This is a genomic window from Tenacibaculum finnmarkense (assembly GCF_900239185.1).
Taxonomy (GTDB): Bacteria; Bacteroidota; Bacteroidia; order Flavobacteriales; family Flavobacteriaceae; genus Polaribacter; species Polaribacter finnmarkensis.
In genome coordinates this window covers 43653-66465 of sequence record NZ_OENA01000066.1, presented here as the reverse complement: position 1 = coordinate 66465, position 22813 = coordinate 43653, and the positions used below count along the sequence as shown (strand labels likewise).

Annotated in this window: 17 protein-coding genes; 10 read left to right on the top strand and 7 right to left on the bottom strand. The window is 32.9% G+C overall.

What is annotated here, in order from left to right; translation table 11 throughout:
* Positions 1-190: 190 nt before the first annotated feature.
* Genes ilvD through ilvA form a run of 5 tightly spaced genes read left to right on the top strand, consistent with a single transcriptional unit; the run spans position 191 to position 6973 of the window.
* Positions 191-1870, top strand: coding sequence for a dihydroxy-acid dehydratase (gene ilvD / locus AQ1689_RS09120; protein ID WP_101955885.1), 1680 nt, complete (start codon positions 191-193; stop codon positions 1868-1870).
* A gap of 11 nt (positions 1871-1881) precedes the next feature.
* Complete coding sequence (gene ilvB / locus AQ1689_RS09115; RefSeq protein ID WP_101915704.1) at positions 1882-3615, top strand: biosynthetic-type acetolactate synthase large subunit; 1734 nt, start codon at positions 1882-1884, stop codon at positions 3613-3615.
* Positions 3616-3636: 21 nt separating this feature from the next.
* Positions 3637-4155 carry an acetolactate synthase small subunit gene (gene ilvN, locus AQ1689_RS09110; RefSeq protein ID WP_101955884.1) on the top strand — a complete coding sequence of 173 codons (519 nt, stop codon included), beginning with the start codon at positions 3637-3639 and terminating at the stop codon, positions 4153-4155.
* 33 nt (positions 4156-4188) lie between these two features.
* Positions 4189-5706, top strand: a complete 1518-nt coding sequence (ilvC, locus tag AQ1689_RS09105) for a ketol-acid reductoisomerase (RefSeq protein ID WP_101915706.1) — start codon at positions 4189-4191, stop codon at positions 5704-5706.
* A 4-nt stretch (positions 5707-5710) separates the two neighbouring features.
* On the top strand, positions 5711-6973 hold the full coding sequence (ilvA, locus tag AQ1689_RS09100; RefSeq protein ID WP_101955883.1) for a threonine ammonia-lyase IlvA: 1263 nt from the start codon (positions 5711-5713) through the stop codon (positions 6971-6973).
* Between the two features lie 461 nt (positions 6974-7434).
* On the opposite strand, the gene AQ1689_RS09095 is transcribed toward ilvA, so the two are convergent.
* Together AQ1689_RS09095 and AQ1689_RS09090 are read right to left on the bottom strand one after the other, a co-directional pair.
* On the bottom strand, positions 7435-8616 hold the full coding sequence (locus tag AQ1689_RS09095) for an aspartate aminotransferase family protein (RefSeq protein ID WP_101955882.1): 1182 nt from the start codon (positions 8614-8616) through the stop codon (positions 7435-7437).
* A gap of 10 nt (positions 8617-8626) precedes the next feature.
* Complete coding sequence (locus AQ1689_RS09090; protein WP_145993750.1) at positions 8627-10267, bottom strand: OstA-like protein; 1641 nt, start codon at positions 10265-10267, stop codon at positions 8627-8629.
* A gap of 153 nt (positions 10268-10420) precedes the next feature.
* On the opposite strand from AQ1689_RS09090, the gene AQ1689_RS09085 reads away from it, so the two are divergent.
* Positions 10421-11851, top strand: coding sequence for a pyridoxal phosphate-dependent decarboxylase family protein (locus tag AQ1689_RS09085; RefSeq protein WP_058884945.1), 1431 nt, complete (start codon positions 10421-10423; stop codon positions 11849-11851).
* Between the two features lie 69 nt (positions 11852-11920).
* Here the strand turns inward: AQ1689_RS09085 and AQ1689_RS09080 are convergent, their stop codons facing one another.
* From AQ1689_RS09080 to AQ1689_RS09070, 3 genes are all read right to left on the bottom strand, one after another.
* Positions 11921-13192: an adenylosuccinate synthase gene (locus AQ1689_RS09080; protein ID WP_058884946.1), complete on the bottom strand. Its 1272-nt coding sequence runs from the start codon at positions 13190-13192 to the stop codon at positions 11921-11923.
* A gap of 29 nt (positions 13193-13221) precedes the next feature.
* Complete coding sequence (locus tag AQ1689_RS09075) at positions 13222-13671, bottom strand: Fur family transcriptional regulator (RefSeq protein ID WP_101915709.1); 450 nt, start codon at positions 13669-13671, stop codon at positions 13222-13224.
* A gap of 75 nt (positions 13672-13746) precedes the next feature.
* Positions 13747-15963, bottom strand: a complete 2217-nt coding sequence (locus AQ1689_RS09070; RefSeq protein WP_101955902.1) for a RelA/SpoT family protein — start codon at positions 15961-15963, stop codon at positions 13747-13749.
* 287 nt (positions 15964-16250) lie between these two features.
* On the opposite strand from AQ1689_RS09070, the gene mqo reads away from it, so the two are divergent.
* The 4 genes from mqo (at position 16251) to rplI (ending at position 18938) form a co-directional block, all read left to right on the top strand.
* Entirely contained in the window at positions 16251-17735 is a 1485-nt protein-coding gene (gene mqo / locus AQ1689_RS09065; RefSeq protein WP_180947564.1) for a malate dehydrogenase (quinone), read from the top strand.
* A gap of 90 nt (positions 17736-17825) precedes the next feature.
* A complete protein-coding gene (gene rpsF, locus AQ1689_RS09060; protein WP_101915711.1) occupies positions 17826-18167 on the top strand; it encodes a 30S ribosomal protein S6 in 342 nt (113 codons plus the stop codon).
* Between the two features lie 3 nt (positions 18168-18170).
* The gene (gene rpsR, locus AQ1689_RS09055) at positions 18171-18473 is read left to right on the top strand and encodes a 30S ribosomal protein S18 (RefSeq protein ID WP_101915712.1); all 303 of its coding nucleotides are present in this window, start codon (positions 18171-18173) and stop codon (positions 18471-18473) included.
* Between the two features lie 15 nt (positions 18474-18488).
* Positions 18489-18938: a 50S ribosomal protein L9 gene (gene rplI, locus AQ1689_RS09050; RefSeq protein WP_101915713.1), complete on the top strand. Its 450-nt coding sequence runs from the start codon at positions 18489-18491 to the stop codon at positions 18936-18938.
* Between the two features lie 454 nt (positions 18939-19392).
* Here rplI and lysA read toward each other — a convergent pair whose 3' ends face one another.
* Together lysA and pepT are read right to left on the bottom strand one after the other, a co-directional pair.
* Complete coding sequence (gene lysA / locus AQ1689_RS09045) at positions 19393-20601, bottom strand: diaminopimelate decarboxylase (RefSeq protein ID WP_101955881.1); 1209 nt, start codon at positions 20599-20601, stop codon at positions 19393-19395.
* Between the two features lie 946 nt (positions 20602-21547).
* Positions 21548-22786, bottom strand: a complete 1239-nt coding sequence (pepT, locus tag AQ1689_RS09040; protein WP_101955880.1) for a peptidase T — start codon at positions 22784-22786, stop codon at positions 21548-21550.
* Positions 22787-22813 lie beyond the last annotated feature (27 nt).

Here is a 22813-nt window from a genome sequence, read left to right as displayed (position 1 = left end):
TTAAATGAACTAAAAAAAGATGGCAATTGCAATACAATAAAATAATTTTGAATAGCAGCAGGTAAAAATCAATAAAAATTAAGGTTTATAAAGGATAAAAAAATAACGTTAGTTTTTAGTAAGGTGAAAAAAGCAGATCAATTAATCAATTGATAAAAATAAAAAAGTAGTACGATTAAAAAGAAATAAAATGAAATTAAACAAACACAGTAGTAGGTTAACACAAGACGAATCGCAACCCGCATCACAAGCAATGTTGTATGCCGTCGGTTTAACTGATCAAGATATGAGCAAAGCCCAAGTTGGTATTGCAAGTACAGGTTATGACGGAAACCCGTGTAATATGCACTTAAATAACTTGGCTGCGGAAGTTAAAATTGAAACAAAAATTGCTGGTTTAGTAGGCTTAGGTTTTAATACAATTGGTGTTTCTGATGGTATTTCAATGGGAACTTCAGGGATGAATTATTCGTTAGCATCAAGAGATGTTATTGCCGATTCTATTGAAATTGTGATGAACGCACAAAGTTATGATGCCCTGGTGTCGGTAGTTGGTTGTGATAAAAATATGCCAGGAGCTGTAATAGCGATGTTGCGTTTAAACCGCCCATCAATAATGATGTACGGAGGAACAATTGCATCAGGAAATTATAAAGGAAAAAAATTAAATATCGTATCGGCATTTGAAGCTTTAGGGCAAAAAGTTGCTGGCGAAATTGACGAAGACGAATATAAAGAAATTATAAAAAGAGCGATCCCTGGGGCGGGTGCTTGTGGCGGAATGTACACTGCAAACACCATGGCTTCGGCAATTGAATGTATGGGGTTTACATTGCCTTATAACTCGTCAATTCCTGCGGAAAATCCTAATAAATTATCCGAAGCTGAAAGAACCGCTTTGGCAATTAAAAATTTATTGATTTTAGATTTAAAACCTTTGGATATTATCTCTAAAAAATCCATAGAAAATGCTATTGCGCTTGTAAATGCTTTAGGAGGATCAACCAATGCGGTATTGCACTTTTTAGCAATTGCCCATGCTGCGGATATTGATTTTACCTTAGATGATTTTCAAAAAGTAAGTGATAGAACTCCATTAATTGCCGATTTAAAACCTTCAGGGAAATATTTAATGGAAGATGTTCATTCGGTAGGAGGAACGCCTGCGGTGATGAAATATTTATTAGATAACGGCTATTTACATGGCGATTGTTTAACGGTAACAGGAAAAACATTAGCCGAAAATTTAGCCGATGTTGCCCCAATGGAATTTGACGAGCAAGATGTAATTCATCCAACCGATAAAGCGTTAAAAACATCCGGAAATATTCAAATAATTTACGGGAATTTAGCTTCCGAAGGTGCTGTGGCTAAAATTTCAGGAAACGAAGGTTTACTTTTTGAAGGAAAAGCAGTTGTTTATAACGGTGAACAAGCCGCAAATACAGGAATATCAAACGGAGAAGTTGAAAGAGGCGATGTTGTTGTTATTCGATATGTTGGACCAAAAGGAGGACCAGGAATGCCAGAAATGTTAAAACCTACTTCGTTAATTATGGGAGCAGGTTTAGGAAAATCGGTTGCATTAATTACCGACGGTCGTTTTTCAGGAGGAACACATGGTTTTGTAGTAGGGCATATTACCCCTGAAGCGCAATCAGGAGGAAATATCGCACTTTTAAAAACAGGCGATAAAATTAAAATTAGCGCGGAAGATAATTCGATAAACGTGTTACTTTCTGCTCCAGAATTAGCAGAAAGAAGAAAAAATTGGGTTGCTCCAGAATTAAAGCATAAAAAAGGAATTTTATATAAATACGCAAAAACAGTAGCCTCAGCATCGAAAGGATGTGTTACTGATGCATTTTAATAACTGAAATTATGAACACAAACACACAAACACAACCTAAAGCAGTTTCAGATCAAAAAGTACATATCTCAGGGGCAGAAGCTGTTGTAAAATGTTTATTAGCAGAAGGAGCAGATTTAATTTATGGGTATCCTGGTGGCGCAATTATGCCAGTTTATGACGAATTATATAAGTATCAAGATAAAATAAACCACGTTTTAACACGTCATGAACAAGGAGCAACACATGCCGCACAAGGGTTTGCCAGAGCAACAGGTAAAGTAGGAGTGGCGCTAGCAACTTCAGGGCCGGGGGCTACCAACTTAATTACAGGAATTGCCGATGCGCAAATAGATTCTACGCCAATGGTTTGCGTAACCGGGCAAGTAGCGTCACATTTATTGGGTTCTGATGCTTTTCAGGAAACTGATATTGTTGGTATTTCAACGCCTGTAACCAAGTGGAATTATCAAATTACAAAAGCTTCGGAAATTCCTGAAGTTTTTGCAAAGGCTTTTTATATCGCTAAATCGGGTCGTCCAGGACCTGTTTTAATTGATATTACTAAAGATGCTCAGTTTGAAACCTTCGATTTTGAATACAAAAAATGTACTTCGGTACGTAGTTATAAAGCAAAACCAGCTGTTGAATTAACACAGGTTCAAGAGGCAGCTAAATTAATTAATTCGGCTAAAAAACCTTTAATCGTTTTTGGGCAAGGGGTTATTTTAGGAGAAGCTGAACAAGAATTTAAAGATTTTATCGAAAAAGCAAATATTCCTTCAGCTTGGACAATTTTAGGGTTATCGGCATTGCCTACCGATCACCAATTAAATGTTGGAATGGTTGGAATGCACGGAAATTATGCACCCAATGTTTTAACCAACCAATGTGATGTATTAATTGCCGTAGGAATGCGTTTTGACGACCGTGTTACAGGAAATTTAAGTAAGTACGCAAAGCAGGCAAAGGTTATTCATTTTGAAATAGACCCAGCCGAAATTGATAAAAATGTAAAAGCTGATGTCGCTGTTTTAGGTGATGTTAAAGAAAGTTTAGCCGAAATTTTACCGCTAATCAATAAAAATAATCATGATAAATGGCTAGAAGAATTTACTAAATTAGAAGCTATTGAATATGATAAAGTAAAGAAAGAAGATTTATTTCCATCAAAAGATGGCTTAACCATGGCGGAGGTTTTAAAAGAAATCAATATCGCTTCAGGTGGTGATGCAATTATTGTTTCTGATGTTGGGCAGCACCAAATGTTCACCTGTCGTTATGCGAAATTTAACAAAACAAAAAGTAATATTACCTCTGGCGGATTAGGAACTATGGGCTTTGCCTTACCTGCTGCAATTGGCGCAAAAATGGGAGCTCCTGAAAGAGAGGTTGTAATGATTGCTGGTGATGGTGGTTTTCAAATGACCATTCAAGAATTAGGGACTATTTTACAAAATAAAACAGCGGTGAAAATTGTGGTGCTTAACAACGAATTTCTAGGAATGGTTCGCCAATGGCAACAACTATTTTTTGATAAAAGATACGCATCTACAGAAATGACAAATCCTGATTTTGTGGCAATAGCAAAAGGATATAGCATCGATGCGAAAAGAGTTAGCAAAAGAGAAGATTTAGCAAGCACGGTTAAAGAAATGATGGCGTCAAAAGATGCTTATTTCTTAGAGGTTTGTGTTGAAAAAGAAAATAATGTGTTTCCTATGATAGAAACAGGAGCATCAGTTTCAGATATAAGATTATCATAAAATATCGTAATTATAGAAAACATGGAAAATAAACAAACATATACCGTTTCTGTTTATACAGAAAATAATGTAGGATTGTTGAATAGAATTTCAGGAGTCTTTTTAAGACGAAATATCAATATTGAAAGCATGAATATTTCTAAATCAGAAATAAAAAGTGTTTCAAGAATTACACTGCTTGTAAAAGTATCCGAAGAACAAATTAAAAAAATTATCGGGCAAATTGAAAAACAAGTTGAGGTTATTAAAGCGTATTATCATACCGATGAAAATACGATTTATCAAGAATCTTGTCTGTTTAAATTAAGCTCTAAATCGTTGCTTGAAAATAATGAAATTCAAACAATCATAAATAGTAGTCAATCGAGAGTTATCAATATTAATAAAGATTTTTTTGTGCTTGAAAAATCAGGGACAAAAGAAGAAATTGAAGCCTTATATCATACTTTAGATAAACATGGAATTATGCAATTTGTACGTTCAGGGCGTATTGCAATTACCAAGGATGAAATGAGAATTTCAAGTTTATTAGTAGATTAATTCATAAAATAACAACACCAAACAACTATAAAAATGGCAACAAATTATTTCAATACATTATCGTTAGCAGGAAAATTAGAACAATTAGCAAAATGCAGATTTATGGAAGCTTCAGAATTTTCTGAGGGTGTAAAAGCATTAGAAGGAAAAAAAGTAGTTATTATCGGTTGTGGAGCGCAGGGGTTAAACCAAGGGTTAAACATGAGAGATTCAGGTTTGGATGTTTCTTACGCGTTACGTAGCGCCGCAATTCAAGAAAAAAGAGCTTCTTTTAAAAATGCCTCTGAAAATAATTTTACGGTAGATACTTTTGAAGCCTTAATTCCTACTGCCGATTTAGTCTTAAATTTAACACCTGATAAACAGCACACAAGAGTTGTAAATACGGTAATGCCTTTGATGAAAAAAGGTGCTACCTTATCGTATTCGCACGGTTTTAATATCGTAGAAGAAGGAATGCAAGTCCGTGAAGATTTAACCGTGATTATGGTCGCTCCAAAATGCCCTGGAACAGAAGTAAGAGAAGAATATAAACGAGGTTTTGGAGTACCAACGTTAATTGCAGTTCACCCAGAAAATGACCCTGAAAATAAAGGATGGGCACAAGCAAAAGCCTACGCAGTGGCAACGGGAGGACATAAAGCAGGAGTTTTAGAGTCGTCATTTGTAGCGGAGGTAAAGTCAGATTTAATGGGCGAACAAACCATTTTATGTGGGGTGTTACAAACGGCTTCTATTTTATCTTTTGATAGCATGATTGAAAAAGGAATCGAACCTACATACGCCTCTAAATTAATTCAATACGGTTGGGAAGTGATTACCGAAGCTCTAAAACATGGAGGAATTACCAACATGATGGATCGTTTATCGAATCCTGCAAAAATTAAAGCTTTTGAAATTTCAGAAGAGTTAAAAACAATTATGGCACCGTTGTTTGTAAAGCATATGGACGATATTATGTCGGGGCATTTTTCTAAAACAATGATGGAAGACTGGGCAAATGACGATGTAAATTTATTGTCTTGGAGAGCTGAAACTGGTGAAACATCTTTTGAAAAAACAGCAGCTACATCCGCAGAAATTAGCGATCAAGAATTTTTTGACCACGGAACTTTAATGGTTGCCTTTGTAAGAGCAGGGGTAGAGTTGGCTTACGACAACATGGTAGCATCAGGAATTAAAGCAGAATCGGCATATTATGAATCGTTACATGAATTGCCTTTAATTGCAAACACGGTTGCTAGAAAAAAATTATACGAAATGAACCGTATTATTTCTGATACTGCTGAATATGGTTGTTATTTATTTGACCACGCCGCAAAACCATTATTAGTTGATTTTATGAAAACTGTTGATACCAATATTATCGGTAAAGCGTTTAAAAATTCAGCGACAAATTCGAACGAAGTAGATAATTTAGCGTTAATCGCTGTAAATACGGCAATTCAAAACCACCCGATTGAAGCAATTGGTAAAACACTAAGAGCGTCAATGACGGCAATGAAAACAATAACTCAAGAACAAGAAAAAGAAGCCGTAGTTTTTCATTAAAAATATGCAAACACAAACCATATATTCACCAACAATAAAAGCGGTAAGAGAGGCTGTAGCTACACTAAAAGGTGTGGCTATAGAAACTCCGCTATTAAATAATTATATTTATTCCGAAAAATATAACGCAAATATCTTCTTAAAAAGAGAAGATTTACAACAAGTAAGATCGTACAAAATTAGAGGCGCTTACAATAAAATGAACTCGGTAACACAAGCCCAACGAGCAAACGGAATTGTTTGTGCAAGTGCTGGAAACCATGCGCAAGGGGTTGCTTTTGCGTGTAAAAAACTTCAAATTCACGGTACAATTGTAATGCCAGCACCTACGCCAAAGCAAAAAGTAGCGCAGGTAAAAATGTTTGGTGGCGATTATGTTGATATTCAATTATCGGGCGATACATTTGACGATGCTTATAAATATGCAAAAAATATTTGCGATACTTTAGAAAAAACATTTGTGCATCCTTTTGATGATCAAAAAATTATTGAAGGACAGGCAACCGTTGGTTTAGAAATTATCGAGCAATCTAAAGAAATTATTGATTACGTATTTGTTCCCGTAGGCGGTGGAGGCTTGGCTTCTGGGGTGTCGAGTATTTTTAAATTATTGTCACCAACAACCAAAGTTATCGGCGTAGAACCAGCAGGAGCAGCATCTATGAAAACTTCGATTGAGGCAAATAAAAACATAAAATTAGCTAAAATTGATAAGTTTATCGATGGCGCGGCAGTACAACAAGTAGGAAATTTAACCTTCGATATCTGTAAAGAAAATTTATACGATATGATAACCGTTCCTGAAGGAAAAGTGTGTCAAACAATTTTAGATTTATACAACAGAGAAGCCATTGTGGTAGAACCTGCAGGAGCGTTAACCATAACAGCATTAGATTTTTTTGCCGAAGAAATTAAAGGTAAAAACGTTGTTTGTGTAATTAGCGGAAGTAATAACGATATTGCTAGAACTGCCGAAATTAAAGAACGTGCCTTATTATATAGCGAATTAAAACATTATTTTATCATCCGATTTCCGCAAAGAGCAGGCGCGTTAAAAGATTTTTTAATGGATGTTTTAGGTAAAAATGATGACATTACTTTTTTCGAATATTCCAAAAAATCGAGTAAAGAAAATGCCCCAGCCGTGGTTGGAATTGAATTGGTAAAAAAAGAAGATTTAGCGCCTTTAATTGCAAGAATGAAAGCGCTTAATTTCTATGGAGAATATTTAAATGATAAACCTAATTTATTTGAGTTTTTGGTTTAAAATATTTTTCATCAAAATATAAAGCCGCAATTTCTTGGTCTTTTTAGATTTTTTTAAATCTATTTTGACGAAAAAAAATTGCGGTTTTTTTGTTAAGTATAATTATTACTATTTTGATGAAAACAGTATGTAATGATGAACTATTTTAAAGGAATTAAAAAACTATGAAATGAATATTCTTCAACTCGATTTTATATTACTCAAAAAATTTATGAAGAACTTATTATTAATCCTGACTCAAAACTCAAGATAAACACATCGCCTATAAAAGGTAAACACCCTGAAGGATTATATCTAATTCCAAATAAAATAGCTAGAATATTTATTGAATCTAAACAAGAAAGTTTCAATTGGAGTACACATAAAAATTTTAAACAAGACTCAGTACCTTTAGAATTAAAAATTTATTTTAAAGAGAGATAGGTGTATCATTTTTTTAGCATCTAGAGATGTAAGTAATATTATATAAAAAGATTCAATTCGTTTAAAATTAAATCACATCCTTCTTTAATTTCATCATCTGAAATAGTTAATGGAGGCGTGATTCTTATAGCACTTCCTTCAAAAAGTAACCAGAATAAAATCAGCCCTTTATCTAAAGAATTTAAAATTATTTTTGATGCTACTTCAGGCGATTCTACTATTAAAGCAAGCATTAAACCTCTTCCTCGAATTTCTTTTACAGCCTTATGGTTTTTAAATTTATCTCTAATAATCGCTTCTTTTCGTAGGGATTCTTTAATAAGATTTGACGATGTAATTTCGTCAACAGTTGCCAAAGCAGCACTGGCAATTACAGGATGCCCGCCAAAAGTAGTAATATGCCCTAATTTAGGGTTTTCTTTTAAGCAATTCATTACATCAAAAGAAGCAATAAACGCACCAATTGGCATACCGCCGCCTAAGCCTTTTCCTGTAATAATAATATCAGGAATAACATTGTAATTTTCAAATCCCCAAAATTTACCCGTACGCCCAACACCAGTTTGAATTTCATCTAAAATTAATAAAGCGCCAACTTCTTCACAGCGTTTTTTTACTTTTGATAAATAATCATTTTTAGGTTCGATAAAACCAGCTCCACCTTGGATGGTTTCTAAAATAACGCCTGCTGTTTTTGTGGTAATTTTTTCTAAGTCGATTTCATTATTAAATTCGATAAACTTTACACCAGGAATTAAAGGACGAAATGCTCTATTTTGAGCTTCGGCTCCACAAACGCTCATTGCGCCTTGGGTGTTTCCGTGATACCCGTTTTTAGCGGCAATAATTTCAGCCCTTGCTGTAAAGCGTTTTACTAATTTTAAAGCACCTTCGGTTGCTTCTGTTCCTGAATTTACCAAGTACACTGACGATAAATTTTCAGGCAATGTTTTTGCCAAAGTCTTGCATAAATCTAATTGTGGTTGCTGAATAAACTCACCATAAACCATAACGTGGGTATAAGAATCGAGCTGTTTTTTAATAGCTTGGGTAACTTTTGGATGATTATGCCCGAGGCTATTTGCCGAAACTCCAGCTACGAAATCGAGCATTTTTTTGCCCTTTTTATCGTAAATATAGCTTCCTTTTGCGTGAGAAATTTCAATAGCTAAAGGATGTGGTGTTGTTTGTCCTTGGTATTTTAAAAAATCGGTTTTCATCTTTATACGGCTATTTAATTTTTCTTAAAAGTTGTTTTCTAGGCGCACTTTTTTTGAATTGTGCTTTTAAATACTGTTTTTTCACCTTTTTTACAGCGGTATCATTTTTGATGATTTTTTTTATAGAAGTCAAGGGTTTTTTATCTTTTTTGAAAAGATCATCAACGCTTAAAGGTTGTTCGTCGCCACGCCAAATAAAGCCTCTGAATTTTTTTTCTTCGGATGGGAATTCAGAGGGAGGAAATGTTTTTCCTTCGGATAATTTAAAATATTTCGTTTCTATAATTTCATTTTCAGCAAAGGTAAATTCAATATCGCTGGCAATTTCTTTGGTAACGGTTTCTAATTTTTTGGTATTTTCGTTTCTGTTATAATACAACGATTCGGCATTTCCTTTTACAAGCATGGTTTTTAACTTGCTTTTTTCAAATTTACCGTAAATATTTCGTCCTTTTATCTGATTAAAATCATCTTCAGATAGCGAGTCTTTTTGAATCATAAAAGCATTTTTTAAAACTTTCAAAGAATCTAATTTATTGGTGACAGTATTGTTTTTTAACTGAATACTATCGCCTGTAATTTGATTTTTTCCAGACCAAATAATAGGGTTTTTAAACATTCTGGTAAGCCCTGAAACTTGGCTTGTATGAATAGAATCACATTTTCCTTGCAAGTCTGATTTGAAAATTTTGACATTGTTAAAAATTCGAATAATTCTTTTATTAGTTTTACCTGTTAATAAAATTTTATCACCAGCAACATACATTGAGTCTTTATCAATAGCGGTAATAGCTACGGCTTTATCAATAATAAAAAGCGAATCTTTTTTTTCATATAATTCGGCATAATTACCTTTGGTTACCATTTTTTGAACTGTGTCAATTACCTTGATATTATTTGTTGCAGAAGCGAAACCTTGGCGTTTATCATAGTATAAACTATCGGCAGAAATGGTGCGTTCTTTTAAAAATAGCTTGGCATTTTTTACAAAATAAGCCACATCAGTATTGGTGTTGTAAAAACCACGTTCACAATAAACTTTGGTGCTATCTTTTAAATTTGTAATGGTGCTCTTACCGTATAAATAGGCTAAATGTGAGTTGGTATAATAATCTAGATGCTCAGATTCTAGCTTATTTTGAGGGTTTACAACGCTAACTTTTGATTTGGCGGTAAACTTTTTTTCTTTTAAAAAATACGTTCCTCGGATGCTTTTTAGTACGTTTTTTTTGTCGCGAATTGTACCTCCGCTAGGATAATATAAAAGTTGATTTTTTCTATCAAAATGAAGTGTATCGGTACTTAGCTTCATTTCTTTATCGTTAATTTCAACATTTCCCCAAGAGGTTGCTTTTTTAGTGTTTCCGTTATAAAGTACAAAATCACTGTATTGAATAATACTATCGCCTTGTTCAATAACAACTTCTCCTAAGGCTTTAAAAATATTTTCTTTTTGATAAAGTAAGGCTCTTTTACATTCGAGGGTAGCTCCTTCGTGTGCCATTTTTACATTACCTATAAGAATGGTGGCATCAGGATATTTTTCTTGATCGGTGGTACTTAACTGTGTAGAAAGTATCTTGATTTTTTTTGCTTGAGAAAAACTAGCTATTGATATAATTAAAAAACTGAAAAGAAATAACTTTTTCAAATGAATACGATTTTAGATAGCAAAAATAATGAAAACAAGGCGCTATATTTCTTAATAAATCAATAAAATTATGGAATAAAATTATTCGAAAAAAAACTGAGCAAGCTTCTATTTAAAGGTTAATTTTGCGGAAATAATAAAAAATATACATTTATGAGCGCCCATTTTGATTTATCCTTAGAAGAAATGAAATCTTATGGTTATAAGATAGTAGATCTAATTGCTGAACATTGGGATACTTTAGAGAATAAAAAACCTGTAACCTCGGCAACACGTCAAGAAATGGACGATTTGTTTTTAGAGCAAGTTCCTGAAAAAGGCATGAATCCAACAGAAGTTTTAGACTTTGTAATTGATAATGTAATACCGAATAGCACGGTTATTTCGCATCCTAAAGCCTATTCATTTGTGCCAGGACCAAGTAATTTTATTAGCACCATGGCAGATAGTTTGGCTACTGGTTTTAATATTTTTTCAGGAGGTTGGGTAGTTTCTCCTGCGGCTGCAGAATTAGAAATTGTAACGATGAACTGGTTGTTAAAAATGTACGATTTTCCTGTTGAAAAAGGTGGTGGTATTTTTACAAGTGGTGGTTCTATGGCAAATTTAACGGCATTAGCAACAGCTAGACGTATAAAATGTGGCGATGATTTTTCGAAAGCAATCATTTATCTGTCTGATCAAGCGCATTCTTCAAATATTAAAGCAATTCGTGTTTTAGGTTTTAAAAAAGAACAAATACGTATTTTACCTACCGATATTGAATTTAGAATAAGTATCAATAAATTAAAAAATGCCATTGCTAAAGATCGTTTAGAAGGGTTACAGCCTTTTTGTTTTATTGCATCCGCAGGAACAACAAACACAGGAACTGTTGATCCTTTAGATGATATCGCTGATATTTGTGAAGCTGAAAATTTGTGGTTTCATATTGATGGAGCCTATGGTGGCGCTGCTATTTTATCTGAAAAAGGAGCAAAAGCATTGCGAGGAATTCAAAGAGCGGATTCGTTAACCGTTGACCCGCATAAATGGTTTTATCAACCTTATGAAATAGGCTGTTTATTGGTGAAAGATTCTTCTTGGTTAAGCGGTACTTTTAGCGAAAAACCAGAATATTTACGTGATATTGAAGGAAATGAATCTGAAATTAATTTTTATGATTATGGAATTCAATTAACCCGTCGTTTTAGAGCATTAAAATTTTATATGTCGATAAAAACATACGGATTAGATACGTTTAAAAAAGCGGTAACCTATAATATTGATTTAGCCGATAGGGTTGAAAAAGTGTTGCGTAAAAGTAGGGATTGGGAAATTGTTTCGCCAGCAACTTTAGCGATTATTAATTTTAGATATAATCCGATTGGAGCAAATTTATCAGAAAAAGAAATTGATGTGTTAAACAATCAAATTTCTAAAAAAGTAATGGATTCTAAAGAAGCATTTTTAGTAACCACTATTTTGAACAAACAAGTAGTTTTAAGAATGTGTTTAATCAACCCAAAAACCACCATTGATGATGTAGAAGAAACATTAGCATTGTGTCATAAATTTGGGCAAGAAATTTTATCAGAAAAATAAGTTTCAATAAATAAAAACAAAAAAGCCTTCATTAAAAATGAAGGCTTTTTATATAAAATAGAAATAAATTTATCTATTAATTGTTTGCATTCTGTCTGGACCTACAGATACAATTGTTACAGGAACACCTGTTTCTTTTTCAATAAAAGCAACATAGTCTAATAAGTTTTTAGGTAACTGATCAGCCGTTGTCATTTTTGTTAAATCATCTTCCCATCCTTTGAATTCTGTATAGTTTACAGTTACATTTTCAGGTTCAATATTGTAAGGTAAATGTGTAATTTCTTCACCTTTATAATTGTAAGAAGTACAGATTTTTAAAGTATCAAATCCTGAAAGAACATCTCCTTTCATCATCATTAACTTGGTAACTCCGTTTACATCAACTGCATATTTTAAAGCAACTAAATCTAACCATCCGCAGCGTCTTGCACGACCAGTTGTAGCGCCAAATTCATGCCCAACTTTAGCCATTTCAGCACCATCTTCATCGAATAATTCAGTAGGAAAAGGACCCGAACCAACACGAGTTGTGTAGGCTTTGAATATTCCGAACACATCTCCAATTCTGTTAGGAGCAATTCCTAAACCAGTACAAGCACCAGCGGCAGTTGTATTAGAAGATGTTACAAACGGATACGTTCCAAAGTCAATATCTAATAAAGAACCTTGCGCTCCTTCAGCTAAAATTGTTTTTCCAGCTTTAATTGCACTGTTTAAATACTCTTCAGAATCAATAAACTGTAATGTTCTTAATTTTTCAATACCTAAGTCAAATTCAGCTTCTAATTCGTCTAAATCATATTCTACTTGAACATCAAAAAAGCTAAGCATACTTAAATGCTTTTTGGTTAAAGCTCTGTACTTATCTTTCCAGTTATCTAACTCTAAATCACCAACACGCATTCCGTTTCTACCGGTTTTGTCCATGTAAGTAGGACCAATTCCTTTTAAAGTAGAACCAATTTTCGCTTTTCCTTTAGATGTTTCAGACGCTGCGTCTAATAATCTGTGGGTAGGTAAAATTAAGTGTGCTTTTCTAGAAATTAATAATTTAGAGGTATAATCGATGTTATGTACGTCTAAATTTTCTAATTCTTTTTTAAAGATAACAGGGTCAATTACAACACCGTTACCTACTACGTTTAAAGCGGTTTTATGAAAAATCCCTGAAGGAATTGTGTGTAAAACATGTTTGTTACCGTCAAAGATTAAGGTATGTCCTGCATTTGGTCCTCCTTGAAATCTTGCAATAATATCGTAATCTCTTGTTAAAACATCTACGATTTTACCTTTTCCCTCGTCTCCCCATTGTAATCCGAGTAATAAATCTACTGCCATTTAGTGTGTTATTAAGTGTATTTGTGTTGTTATTGTTTTTTTCTTTTTGTTCCGTAGAAATAAAGAGAGTGGTTGTGAATATCAATATCAAAAACTTCTTCTATTGTTTTTTTGATTACTTGAATTCGGGGGTCACAAAATTCTTTTACTTCGCCAGAATCGGTCATAATTAAATGATCGTGGTTTTTATCGAAGTAACTTTTTTCATAACGTGCCATTGATTGCCCATCAAACTGATGTTTACGAACCAATCCACAGTCTAAAAGTAAATCTATCGTATTGTAAAGCGTAGCTCTACTTACACGATAATTTTTATTTTTCATTTTGATATAAAGTGACTCTATATCAAAATGTTCTTCCGCAACATATATTTCTTGTAAAATAGCGTAACGCTCTGGTGTTTTACGATGCTTGTTTTCTTCTAAAAAAGTAGTGAAAACTTTTTTTACAACTTCTTGATTTTCGATTGAACTACTCATTATATTTTAAAAATTTACGGACGGACAAATTTACAGTTATTTATTGATAAAAAAAGCAGTATCTTAAAAATGATACTATAATGTGTTAACACGTGCTACTTTTTGTACCCCTTCTATTTTTTTCATCGCGTCAATTATTTTATTTAACTGTACTTTATTCTTGATACTTAACGAAATTTTCCCATCAAAAACACCTTCAGATCCAGTAAAATTAATGCTATGTATAAAAACATCCATACTATTAGAAATAATACGGGTAATATCGTTTATGATTCCTTTATTATCAATTCCTGATAGGTGTAAAATAGCGGTAAATTCTTCTTTAGTTGAATCAATCCATTTTGCCGACATAATTCGGTATGCGTAATTCGATTGTAAAGAAATGGCGTTTGGGCAGTTGTTTTTATGAATTTTAAGCCCTTCATTTATTGTTGTAAAGGCAAAAACTTTATCGCCAGCAATAGGGGTGCAACATTTCGCTAAGGTATAATCAAGAGTTTGTTCGTCTTTACCAAATACAAGCGCGTCATATTTATGGTTAACTTCTTCTTTTTCTGAAATATCTTTAGTAGGAGCACGGCGAAAAGTATTTTTAATAAAGCCCATAATAAGCCCACTTCTTTGCGCAACAAATTCTTTTAATTTTGCGTTATCAATAGCGCCGTTACCCACTCTAAAAAATAAATCGAAGCTTGTTTTTAATTCGAAATAATTAGCAAGTTCGTTAATTATTTTTTCGCCAGACCCTAGTTTTAAATGACGTAATTTTCTAAATAAAATTGCTTTTCCTTCTTCGGCAATAATTTTTTCTTCGGCTTTTAATGCCGATTTAATTTTAGTACGTGCTCTAGCGGTAATTACAAAGTCTAACCAGCGCACATTGGGTTTATTATTGGTAGCGGTTTGAACCTCTACCTGATCACCACTTCTAAGAGTGTGGCTTAAAGGAACTAATTTTCCGTTTACTTTTGCGCCACGGCATTTTAAACCAACATCGGTATGTACGGCGAAGGCAAAATCTAAAGCGGATGCTTTTTTAGGCAATGATTTTAAATCACCTTTTGGGGTAAAAACATATATTTCTTTGGCGTATAAATTCAGTTTAAAATCTTCTACAAAATCGACTGCGTTAATACTTTGATTTTCAAGTGTTTCTTTTAAACGATTTAACCATCCGTCAAGTCCATTTTCTTTTGCTGCACCTTGCTTGTATTTAAAATGTGCTGCATATCCTTTTTCGGCAATTTCGTCCATTCTTTGAGAGCGAATTTGCACTTCTACCCATCTTGCTTGCGGTCCCATAACGGTAATATGAAGGGCTTCGTAACCTGTTGATTTTGGTTGCGAAATCCAATCGCGCAAACGAGCAGGGTTGGGTTTAAAGAAATCAGTGGCAATAGAATATATTTTCCAAGCATCAAATTTTTCATCCGTAGAAGTAGGCTCATAAATAATACGAATCGCAAATTTATCATAGACCTCTTCAAAAGTTACGTTTTGTTTTCGCATTTTTCTTCGGATAGAATAAATGGATTTAAAACGTCCTTTAATGGTATAGTTAAAACCTTCTTTATTTAATGACTCTTTTAAAGTTCCTGTAAAAGCATCAATATATTTTTGTTGCTCTTCTTTGCTGTCTTTAATTTTAAGTAAAATACTGTTGTAAATTTCAGGCTCGGTATATTTTAAACCTAAATCTTCTAGTTCGGTTTTAATATTATACAAGCCTAAACGATGCGCTAAAGGGGCATAAATATATAAGGTTTCTGAAGCAATTTTAACCTGTTTATAACCAGGCATTGCGTCCATGGTTTGCATATTGTGCAGGCGATCGGCAATTTTGATTAAAATTACACGTACATCGTCATGCAAAGTAAGGAGCATTTTTCTAAAATTCTCCGCCTGTATAGAATAATCTTGTTCCTTTTTTAAATTAGATATTTTGGTAAGTCCGCTAACAATACGGGCGATGTTTTCGCCAAACAAACGTTCCATATCATCAATGGTATAATGGGTGTCTTCTACAACATCATGAAGAAGCGCTGCTGCAATTGAAGTAGCACCTAAGCCAATTTCATCTGCTACAATTTTAGCCACCGCTATTGGATGGTAAATATAAGGTTCACCTGTTTTTCTACGTTGTTTTGAATGTGCTTCAACAGCAATGTCAAAAGCTTTACGAATCAGTTTTTTATCTTCTTCGGATAATGTTTGATAGGTTCCTTGTAATAAATTTTTATACCTGTGGGCTATTTCTTTGTTTTCTTCCTCTATCGTTGCGTTATAACTCATCATATGCTTGCCTCTTTATATTAGCGCTGTTTCATAATAAAAATAGTCTAAAGAATTTTACTGAGCAAGTTTTAAAGCGAAATGTTTTAAGCTTGTTTAAAAATTAAATAAACTGTCAGTTCGAGTGATATTATCAAAAAAAACTCAAAACCCTAGCCCCGATTGAAGCGTTTGTTTGAGCTCTTTTTTGTTTTTTCTTTTAAAAAATAAAAAAAGCGAGTGCGTAAAGCGGGAAATAGCTTCAAAAAAAAAAGACTATTTTTACCTAAAACCTAAATGAAAACTCCATGGATATTAAGGATATTGAAAAAGAATATGATTTAATTTGTGTAGGCGGTGGTGTAATGAGCGCCAATTTAGCACTGCTAGCAAAGTTGTTGAATCCTGAAATGAAAATTTTAATTTTAGAGCGTTTAGATGGCGTTGCTAAAGAGAGTTCGGCGGCATGGAATAATGCAGGAACGGGGCATTCGGCGTTGTGTGAATTGAATTATTGCCCAGAAAATGATGATAAAAGTATTTCGATAGAAAAAGCGGTTAAAATTTGTTCGCAATATGAAATATCAAAGCAGTTGTGGGCGTATTTGGTAACTGAAAAATATTTAGAGAATCCGACCGATTTTGTAACATCAGTAAAGCATCACAGTTGGGTTACAGGTGCTGAAAACAGCGATTATTTAAAGCGAAGATACCAGGCTTTTAAAAATCATTTTATGTTTGATACTATTGATTTTACTCAAGATAAAGCCAAAATGAAAACCTGGTTTCCTTTAATAATGAAAGACAGAACTGCTGATGAACCAATGGCAGCCTCAAGGATTGACAGAGGAACGGAAGTGAATTATGGCGTTTTAACAAAGTCGCTTTTTGCTATTTTAGAAGATGAATTTGACACGCCTGTTCATTGTAATATGGAGGTTTTAGATGTTGATCCTGATACCGATTTAGATTGGACGGTTGCCGTTAAAAATACCAAAACTGATCAGGTGCATCAAATGGATGCAAAACACGTATTTATTGGTGCTGGCGGTGGAAGTTTGTTATTGCTTCAAAAGGTGGAAATTGATGAAAAGCAAGGCTACGGCGGTTTTCCTGTAAGCGGTGAGTGGTTGGTTTGTAATAACGAAAACCTAATTAAACAGCACGATGCAAAGGTATATAGTAAGGCTGATATTGGTGATCCGCCAATGTCAACACCGCATTTAGATACCCGTTATATTGATGGTAAAAAACAATTAATGTTTGGTCCTTTTGCAGGGTTTAGCCCAAAATTTTTAAAAGAAGGTTCTAATTTAGATTTGTTTAAATCGGTTCAATTTGATAATATTTCACCAATGTTGGGGGCTTTTTGGCACAATTTACCGCTGACCAAATATTTAATTGAGCAGGTAATGATGGGCAAAGATGAGCGAATGGATTCGCTGCGTAAATTTATCAAAAATTCCAATAATGATGATTGGGACGTGGTGCTTGCTGGGCAAAGAGTTCAAATTATTAAACAAGATGAATTTGAAGGCGGAAAATTGCAATTCGGTACAGAGGTTATCAGTAGTAAAGACGGTAGTATTACGTGTTTATTAGGTGCATCGCCAGGCGCATCTACGGCAACAGCAATTATGTTGCAGGTACTAGAAAAAGCTTTTCCTGAATTGTTAGATACGCCAGAATCGAGGCAAAAATTAAAAGAAATCGTTCCTTTTTATAATACAGAAATTACAAAAGAATTATTTGACAAGCAGTTAGCTTCTTGTAAAAAAGCGTTGAAGTTGTAAGGTATTTAAAAACAGTTTTGTGAATTTGTTTGTTAAAACAATTAAAAAACAGTAGATTTGCAGACTTATAAAAATTTAAACAATTCAATTATGAATCATTACGAAACTGTTTTCATTTTGAATCCCGTTTTATCTGAAACTCAGATAAAGGAGACAGTAAAGAAGTTTGAGGACTATTTACTTTCTAAAGGTGCAGAAATGATTTCTAAAGAAGATTGGGGCTTAAAAAAATTAGCGTATCCAATTGAAAAGAAAAAAAGTGGATTTTACCACTTATTAGACTACAAAGTAGCTGGAGATGCAATCTCTGCTTTTGAATTAGAATTCAGAAGAGACGATAGCGTTATGCGTTATTTAACTGTAAGGTTAGATAAGCATGCTGAAGCGTGGGCTGAAAAGAGAAGAGAACGTGTTAAATCTGCAAAAAAGTAAGAAATGGCGTCAACAACTATAGATCAACAGGCAAAAGGAAACAAGCAAGGTGAAGTACGTTACTTAACTCCGCTTGATATTGAAACAAAAAAAGAAGCAAAATACTGTCGTTTTAAAAAGAACGGTTTTAAATACATCGATTATAAAGATGCTGACTTCTTAATGTATTTAGTAAACGAACAAGGTAAAATTTTACCAAGACGTTTAACAGGAACATCATTAAAGTATCAACGTAAAGTGGCTCAAGCTATCAAGAGATCTCGTCACTTAGCGTTAATGCCATATGTTGGTGATTTATTAAAATAATAAAGAAGTAGAAACATGGAATTGATACTAAGACAAGACGTAGAAAATTTAGGTTTTAAAGACGATGTTGTAACTGTTAAGAATGGTTATGGTCGTAACAGCCTAATTCCTAAAGGATATGCAATATTAGCTACTTCTTCAGCTAAAAAAGTATTAGCTGAAAACTTAAAGCAACGTGCTTTTAAAGAAGCTAAATTAGTAGAAGAAGCAACTGCGGTTGCCGAAGCTGTTAAAGGATACGAAATCAAAATTACTTCTAAAGTAGGTTCTGGTGATAAGTTATTTGGTTCAGTAAACAACATTAATGTTGCTGAAGCATTAGCTAAAGCTGGTACTGTAATTGATAAGAAATTTATCAAAGTTACTGGAGGTAGTGTAAAAAGATTAGGTAAATATAACGCTGCTGTACGTTTACACAGAGCTGTTGTTGCTGATATCGTATTTGAGGTTGTTGCTGAAAAGTAAGAATTTTAAATTAAACTATATAAAAATCCTACTCATTTTTTTGAGTAGGATTTTTTTGTTTCAAACTTTTAGATTGTTTTTTTGAAGCAATTTCCCGCTTTCCGCACTCGCTTTTTTTGTTTAAAAAAAACAAAAAAGAGCTCAAACAATCGCTTCAATCGGGGCTAGGGGTTTTAGTTTCTTTTTATAATTTGTATTTATTTAATATTTTTAAGAACCTGTTTAAATTAAAAACATTTTATAGCTAAAAAAATCGAATCCGTCAAACTGAATTTATTTCAGTTTCTCATCCTGATTTGCCGTAGTTCTTCGCTTTATGCGATGCTGAAATAAATAGACCTCACAGGTTTTTAAAACCTGTGAGGTCTTAGGTTTACTTAAATACAAAGCATAAAAAAACCTGAACAATATTGCTCAGGTTTTAAGTATTTTTATTCGTGTTAATTATATCAAACTAATCAATTTTAATATTCTCTTGATTTCTAAGAATATCATCTATAGTTTCTCTTTTTCTAATTAAGTAATCTTTTGTTTTGTAAATCATTACTTCGGCAGGCTTAAACCTTGAATTGTAATTTGATGCCATCGAGTAGCAGTAAGCGCCCGCATTGCTAAAACATAAAATATCTTCTTCTGATATTTCATTAATACGCCTGTTAGAACCGAAGGTATCTGTTTCACAAATATAACCGACAATGCTATAAAAACGTTCTCTTCCTTTTGGATTAGATAAGTTTTCAATACTATGGTACGAATTGTAAAGCATCGGACGAATTAAATGATTCATTCCACTATCAATACCTGCAAAAACAGTTGATGTAGTTTGTTTAATTACATTTACTTTTGCTAAAAATTTTCCTGATTCACTTACTAAAAACTTCCCAGGCTCAAACATTAGGGTTACATTTTTACCATAGTTTTTACAGAATTGATTAAATCTTTCAGATAATTTTTCACCTAATTCAACAATATCAGTAGAAATATCATCTTTTTTATAAGGAACTTTAAAACCGCTTCCAAAATCAATAAAATCAATGTTTTTAAATTGTCGAGCAACATCAAATAAAATATCGGATGCTCTAATAAAAGTATCGATATCTAAAATATCAGAACCAGTATGCATGTGAATACCGTTAATACGCATGCCTGTATTTTCAACAACTCTTTTTATATGAGGTACTTGATGAATTGAAATTCCAAACTTAGAATCAATATGCCCAACAGAAATATTACTATTTCCACCTGCCATAATATGCGGATTTATACGAATACAAACAGGTGTTTTTGGGTGTTTTTGCCCAAACAATTCTAAGATAGATAAATTATCAATATTAATTTGAATTCCTAATTTTGAAACTTCTTCAATTTCTTGTAATGAAACACCATTTGGTGTATAAATAATATCTTTAGGAGCGAATCCTGCAAGTAAACCGAGTTTTACTTCTTGAATAGAAACGGTATCTAAACCACTATTTAAGGTTTTAAAAACCTTTAAAATATTGATGTTAGAAAGTGCTTTTACGGCATAGTTTATTTTTAAATTTTTAACCTTAGAGAAAGCAGTGGTAATATTTTTATACTGATTTATTATTTTTTCAGTATCATATACATAAAGCGGCGAACCGTATTTGTTTGCTAAATTTAATAATGCTTCTCTATTCATTGTACTTGTATTATTTTAGGAATGTTTTTATACCCGACAAATGTAGAAAAGGAATTTTCTTCAAAAAATTAATTGTAAAAAATAGACAAATCACGTTTTTTTGTAAAAAAATAATTTGTATCGTAATCTGTTTAAATTTTATCTAAAAAAAATGATAGTCGAAAAGTAAAAAATCGCATCGGTTAACGAGAATTTAGTTTAAGTTTCGCATGCTGATTTTGCCGTAGTTATCCTATTGATGCGATACTGAATTAAATTCAGCATGACGTTTAGCTATTTTGAAAAAACTTTCTTTAAAATTTAAACAGGCTCTTAAAAAAATCTGCTGAAAATTTTTTATAACAGAAAAAAGGAGATGAAATTTATTAAAAGGGGGGTGTTATTTTTAAATAAGTTGTCTTAAAAAGATAAACAGGCTATCCTTTTGAGATAGCCTGTTTTATTAAATGATGAAGCCCCCCCCCAGAACTTTTCATTAATATGATACAATAGTACTACCTATTTATGAATTATATCAAAAAATGATATGAACGACACAATTTTGTTACAAACGACATGTTTTTTATCTAAATTTATAATTTATGTGTTTTTGAGCTGAATATATTTTGTTAGAGCCTGTTTAATAATTAAAGAAACTGTCGTCAGTTCGAGTGATTTTTCTTCTTCAAAAAAGGTGTTGATAACTTACTTATTATCAAGTTAATCAATATAAAAGAATTCAAATTCTCGATATAATTTTAATTTCTTTTAGTCATTAAAATCACTCGAATTGACAAGAATCAGCATAAAAAGTGAATAACTACGGCAAATCAGTATGTGATTTCGATTTCTTATATTTTTTTCAGATGAAACTTAAACAGGCTCTTAAAAAAATAATTTTTAATTAAAAGCATAAAAAAAACGCTAGCAATATTGCCAGCGTTTTTAAAAATATTTCAACTATTTTTTATTTGAATTTAACCGCTACTTTTTGAGCAATACCAACAATTACTTCGGTTGCTTTTAAAATGCTTTCAACAGGTACGTATTCATAACGTCCGTGAAAATTATGCCCACCGGCAAAAATATTAGGGCATGGTAAACCTTTGTACGATAATTGAGAACCATCAGTACCACCTCTAATTGCTTTAATTAATGGTTTAATACCTAAATCGTTCATAACTTCTTCGGCAATATCAACAATATGCATAACAGGAGTTACTTTTTCCTTCATGTTATAATATTGATCTTTAATTTCAATATCAATTAAATCCTGCCCTAATTCAGCATTCATTTCTGATACTAAATTTAACATAGCTTGCTTACGACCTAAAAATAATTCCATATCATGGTCTCTAATAATGTACTGTAAAACAGTTTTTTCAACCTTACCTTCTAGTTGGTGTAAGTGAAAAAATCCTTCATACCCTGTTGTTTTTTCAGGAACTTCATTTTTAGGTAACTTATTAATTAATTCGCTAGCAATAGTCATTGAATTAATTAATTTTCCTTTGGCATAACCAGGATGTACAATTTTACCATTTACAGTAATCTTAGCACCTGCAGCATTAAAGTTTTCATATTCAAGCTCTCCAATTTGACTTCCGTCCATGGTATATGCCCACTTAGCCCCAAACTTTTCTACGTCAAACATATGCGCTCCTTTACCAACTTCTTCATCAGGTGGAAAACAAACTCTAATTTTACCGTGTTTAATTTCAGGATTTTGGATTAAGTATTCCATTGCCGAAACAATTTCGGTAACACCTGCTTTATCGTCGGCACCTAAAAGCGTGGTACCGTCTGTAGTAATAATTGTTTGTCCTTTATATTGTAATAAATCTTCAAAATAATCAGCAGACAACACAATGTTTTCTTCTTTATTTAAAAGAATGTCTTTTCCGTCGTAATTCTCATGAATTTGAGGCTTTACATTTTTACCCGTAAAATCTGGGCTGGTATCAATATGTGCAACAAAACCGATAGTTGGCACTTCGTAGTCTAAATTACTAGGTAAAGTAGCCATTAGGTAACAGTTTTCGTCTAATTCAACGTCTTCCATTCCCATTTCTTTTAGCTCTTTTTCAAGAACTTTTGCTAAATCCCATTGGTTTTCAGAACTTGGAAACGCAGGATTGTTAGGGTTACTTTCGGTATCAATAGTTGCGTATTTGATAAAACGATTGATAATATGTTGTTTGTTCATTGTGTTTTTATTTATGTTATTTTCTAT

Coding starts and splice junctions, on each gene's coding strand:
- ilvD (WP_101955885.1), top strand. CDS start 191: ATGAAATTAAACAAACACAGTAGTAGGTTAACACAAGACGAATCGCAA.
- ilvB (WP_101915704.1), top strand. CDS start 1,882: ATGAACACAAACACACAAACACAACCTAAAGCAGTTTCAGATCAAAAA.
- ilvN (WP_101955884.1), top strand. CDS start 3,637: ATGGAAAATAAACAAACATATACCGTTTCTGTTTATACAGAAAATAAT.
- ilvC (WP_101915706.1), top strand. CDS start 4,189: ATGGCAACAAATTATTTCAATACATTATCGTTAGCAGGAAAATTAGAA.
- ilvA (WP_101955883.1), top strand. CDS start 5,711: ATGCAAACACAAACCATATATTCACCAACAATAAAAGCGGTAAGAGAG.
- AQ1689_RS09095 (WP_101955882.1), bottom strand. CDS start 8,616: ATGAAAACCGATTTTTTAAAATACCAAGGACAAACAACACCACATCCT.
- AQ1689_RS09085 (WP_058884945.1), top strand. CDS start 10,421: ATGAGCGCCCATTTTGATTTATCCTTAGAAGAAATGAAATCTTATGGT.
- AQ1689_RS09080 (WP_058884946.1), bottom strand. CDS start 13,192: ATGGCAGTAGATTTATTACTCGGATTACAATGGGGAGACGAGGGAAAA.
- AQ1689_RS09075 (WP_101915709.1), bottom strand. CDS start 13,671: ATGAGTAGTTCAATCGAAAATCAAGAAGTTGTAAAAAAAGTTTTCACT.
- AQ1689_RS09070 (WP_101955902.1), bottom strand. CDS start 15,963: ATGAGTTATAACGCAACGATAGAGGAAGAAAACAAAGAAATAGCCCAC.
- mqo (WP_180947564.1), top strand. CDS start 16,251: ATGGATATTAAGGATATTGAAAAAGAATATGATTTAATTTGTGTAGGC.
- rpsF (WP_101915711.1), top strand. CDS start 17,826: ATGAATCATTACGAAACTGTTTTCATTTTGAATCCCGTTTTATCTGAA.
- rpsR (WP_101915712.1), top strand. CDS start 18,171: ATGGCGTCAACAACTATAGATCAACAGGCAAAAGGAAACAAGCAAGGT.
- rplI (WP_101915713.1), top strand. CDS start 18,489: ATGGAATTGATACTAAGACAAGACGTAGAAAATTTAGGTTTTAAAGAC.
- lysA (WP_101955881.1), bottom strand. CDS start 20,601: ATGAATAGAGAAGCATTATTAAATTTAGCAAACAAATACGGTTCGCCG.
- pepT (WP_101955880.1), bottom strand. CDS start 22,786: ATGAACAAACAACATATTATCAATCGTTTTATCAAATACGCAACTATT.